This is a genomic window from Bacillus sanguinis (genome assembly GCF_018332475.1).
GTDB lineage: Bacteria > Bacillota > Bacilli > Bacillales > Bacillaceae_G > Bacillus_A > Bacillus_A sanguinis.
In genome coordinates, this window is record NZ_BOQB01000274.1 from 1 (window position 1) to 3831 (window position 3831).

Genomic DNA, 3831 nt, shown 5'->3' on the forward strand with positions numbered 1-3831 from the left:
TATCTATTTCCATTGTAATTTAATTGAATAATGAATCTTCTTTCGTCCTGTGTAACTTTATTAAACTATCCTTGCACCAAAGTGCTTTGAATCGAAAAATCAAAATAAACGCCATCCTTTTTGTATATTTCTACAAAAAGAATAACGCTTTTTTATTATATTGATACAAATTTATTTTAGCTTGATAGCAATACCAAAAGTTCCGACGGAAAAAATTTGAAAATTAATGCCTCTTCAATTCCAAGCTATCCACATAAAATTAGCTTTTTACTATATCAACCGCACTATCCCACATACCATTAAAGAAAGATCCGATGTTACGCATAAAACGTGTAAACCAATTCGCTTGTTCTACATCAGATTTTGTTACAAGGTCTACTTGTAATGATTTACCTAATAAAAACCCAGGATCTGTACTATCTTTAGGCGAGATAATCATTTTACTAATTGTTACACCTTTTTTAATAGGTGCTTCTTGTTCTTCATTCAATACTTTAAATTCTTTTTTATATACGTCTTTGTTGCTCTTTCGTATTGGAAGTGAAACCACTTGCTTCGTTTGAACAACTACATCTTTGTCTTTTGCATTTGCTACTCGCACTGTTTCATACCCGTTTACTACTGAATCTTTTCCGTAAACTTTCTTCATTTCAAAATTCGCAAACCCATAATCATATAATTTCTTCGTTTCATCAAAACGTGCTGTATGGGAGTTTGCTTTTATCACTACAGATATTAGACGCATACCGTTTCTTTCTACTGTACCAGTGAAGCAATCACCAGCTTCTGGAGTAGTTCCTGTTTTCAACCCATCTACACCTTCGTATTGCTTAATTAAACCTTTTAACATCATGTTAAAATTCACCATATCAATTGGATACTTGCCACCCTTTTGGAATGTTTTTTTGGGGATTTTTGCTGTATCTAATATTTTTGGGAAATCTTGAATAAGACGTTGTGCTAAAATCGCACAATCTCTTGCGGACATTTTATTTTTCTCATCTGAAGTTGTCCCTTCTGGATGATGTCCTTTTAAATCATAATTTGTTAAACCTGTAGAGTTTACAAATTTGTAATTTTTCATTCCAAACTCTTTTGACTTATCATTCATCATTTTCACGAAATCGGCTTCTTTTCCAGCAATTTCTTCAACTAAAGCAATTGTTGCACCGTTTGCAGAGTAAATTGCCATTGCCTCATATAACTCTTTTACTGTATAAGAGCCACCATTTTCTAATGGAACGTTTGATAATGAGCGATCTTGTGAAATCTTATATGCATATTCAGAAATTTTAACTTTTTGATCCCATGTAAGTTTTCCTTTATCCACCGCTTCATGAACTAAATATTCACTCATCATTTTTGTCATACTAGCAATTGCTAGTGATTCATCTGCATTTTTTTCATATAAAATTTTTCCGGAATTTGCTTCTACTAAAATTGCAGATCCTGCTTCTACGTCTAAAACAGGGACTGTTTCCGCTGATGCACTCCCAGATGTAACAACTATGCTACAAAATAGTGTAAGCACTGTTACTATTACAATAATTTTTTTGTAAAACATACCTTTCAATTCTCTTACCTCCCATATCTTTGAACTCAAAAAACGTTATTCTAGCATAATCACTATAAAAATAGACAATTTAATCAAATTCTTTATACATATAAGATGTTGGGATCACTTTCATATAGACCATTCCATCCTTTTAGGCGCACTGATACGTAGTATCCCCCACACATCCCTATTTTTAATACCCTTGTATTATTAAAAATGATCCGTAATTTCATATTTTTTAGGATTACAATGAATAGACAATCTAAAGAATACGTTTGTTCCACATTTACAAAAAAATAAAACCAGTGCGTCCCGATTAGATATCAAGCCACACTGGTTTTATTAGCTATCAAAGATTTTAATTATTTAATTCAGATATTTACAATACTCATACCAGAAATGAATTTTCCTTAGTCTAGACTATTAATTTTTTATTATAAAAAAACTACATCCTGTATAGAATGTAGTTTTTTCACAGTTTTATTTATTTTTTACTTCCTTTTTATAAAAATCATATAATAATTTAATAGATGAACTAGATAATATAGGCATTGCCTTCTCAACTAATTCTCTTTCCCAATCAAACCAACGCATTTCCATTAGCATATTTATTTCAGCATCAGTGAACCGTTTCTTTATTTCTTTAGCGGGATTTCCACCAACTATTGTATACGGCGGAACATCTTTACTTACGACAGATCCTGCTGCAACGATTGCACCTTCACCGATTGTAACGCTAGGCATTATTATAGCATTCATTCCAATCCAAGCATCACTTTTAATGACTGTATCACCCTTCGGTTCATATGAGTGTTCAATTTGCTCAGCGAATGGATAGACTGTAATCCATTCTGAGTGATGATTATGATTACCACCCATTAAAATGACTACTCCACTGGCAATACAAACATAATTCCCAATAATGAGTTTATCAAGATGCCATCCCATTTGTTCAATTGGATTAAAAAGTGCTCGGGACTTAGCATCCCCCCACAAATACCTTACACAGCCATCTTCAAAATTTTGATAACCATAATACCCTGAGTAATAGGAGTACTCTCCTACCTCAATGAGTGGATTTGTTACTATATCTTTTAAATACTTCGTTTCTGACCAATGATTATATAATGGATGCTTCATAACTTTATTCCTCGCTTCTAAGTATTATAGATTCTTGTAATTCACTTAGAAGCTTACTACGACTGCTACATTTTTTAGCTTTTTCAAACGACGAATCATTATATTCAAGCCTTTCTTTTATAATAAAAAAATCATAACGTGTTAAATTACATAAGTCAAATTGTAAAATTATGTACTAAAACTTAAAGTGTGAATTGAAATTTCAACATTAAAATAAACGAGTTTTCAAATAACAAATCCCAATTACATATGATAAAGATTTCTTAACTATACATCTAACTTCTTTCCTGTATTAGCCGTAACTTCCTCGATTTAGTTTTATTATTTATTAATTTGTCAGATAAATCAATAAATGTTAATATGATTATAGAAGATATTATCATCCATTAGATTTCACAGCTTGTTTTTCACATAAAAGATTTCTGAATCCTTTACTAACTAGGAGGTTTAGAAGATGAAGCTTTTAAAGAAATCAACAATTATTGGTGCATTGACTGTTGGAGGAGTTTTATTATCGAGTACAATTTATACAATCACACCTGTGTCTGCACAATCGCAACTTACACAAAAAGTATCACCATTTTTAGATAATTGGCAGTGGCAAAACTATTTTTTATTACATCATAATGCAGATTTTATAGAAGAATTAGCAGTTGGTGACTTAAAACATGGAGATACATTCGATGTTACTATATATACTGGTGGTAAAGATACTGGTATTGTAAAAATATATCAATTGAGCGGAAATGAAAATGATGACATAAACTTGCATAGATATAAAACCATTTATGACTCAGGTTTAAAACATGATTATGGTAGATTTGTAACCCCTATTACTAAGGCTTATAATCCTGGAACATATGTAGCTGTTATGAAACTTGGAGACAATTATTATTATGGGGGCAGCTTTAAAATCTCAAAATAATTAAACCTCATCAATAAATATTGAATACTATTTTTATTAGACAAAAACCATTTTAAAAGGTCCTATACCTTATATAAGATATAGGACCTTTTGATTATTTTCCCTTTTTAAAGTTTAAAAAACCCTTACTTTCTTTATAAATTATATTTTTTATTCAACAACTATTTTCACCTCATAAAGTTCTACAATCTAATATGCAATATTGCATATT

General features: G+C 30.8%; 3 protein-coding genes. 1 reads left to right on the forward strand and 2 read right to left on the reverse strand.

The window, feature by feature from the left end:
- Nucleotides 1-259 precede the first annotated feature (259 nt).
- Entirely contained in the window at nt 260-1573 is a 1314-nt protein-coding gene (locus tag KI369_RS23700; RefSeq protein ID WP_274382470.1) for a D-alanyl-D-alanine carboxypeptidase family protein, read from the reverse strand.
- A gap of 462 nt (nt 1574-2035) precedes the next feature.
- The gene (locus KI369_RS23705) at nt 2036-2695 is read right to left on the reverse strand and encodes a CatB-related O-acetyltransferase (protein WP_212957622.1); all 660 of its coding nucleotides are present in this window, start codon (nt 2693-2695) and stop codon (nt 2036-2038) included.
- 454 nt (nt 2696-3149) lie between these two features.
- Between KI369_RS23705 and KI369_RS23710 the strand changes: the two genes are divergently transcribed.
- Nucleotides 3150-3620 carry a DUF5065 family protein gene (locus tag KI369_RS23710; protein WP_212957624.1) on the forward strand — a complete coding sequence of 157 codons (471 nt, stop codon included), beginning with the start codon at nt 3150-3152 and terminating at the stop codon, nt 3618-3620.
- Nucleotides 3621-3831: the final 211 nt, after the last annotated feature.

What these genes read in the sequence shown, in the direction of transcription:
- KI369_RS23705 (WP_212957622.1), bottom strand. Translation starts at nt 2,695, where the DNA reads ATGAAGCATCCATTATATAATCATTGGTCAGAAACGAAGTATTTAAAA.
- KI369_RS23710 (WP_212957624.1), top strand. Translation starts at nt 3,150, where the DNA reads ATGAAGCTTTTAAAGAAATCAACAATTATTGGTGCATTGACTGTTGGA.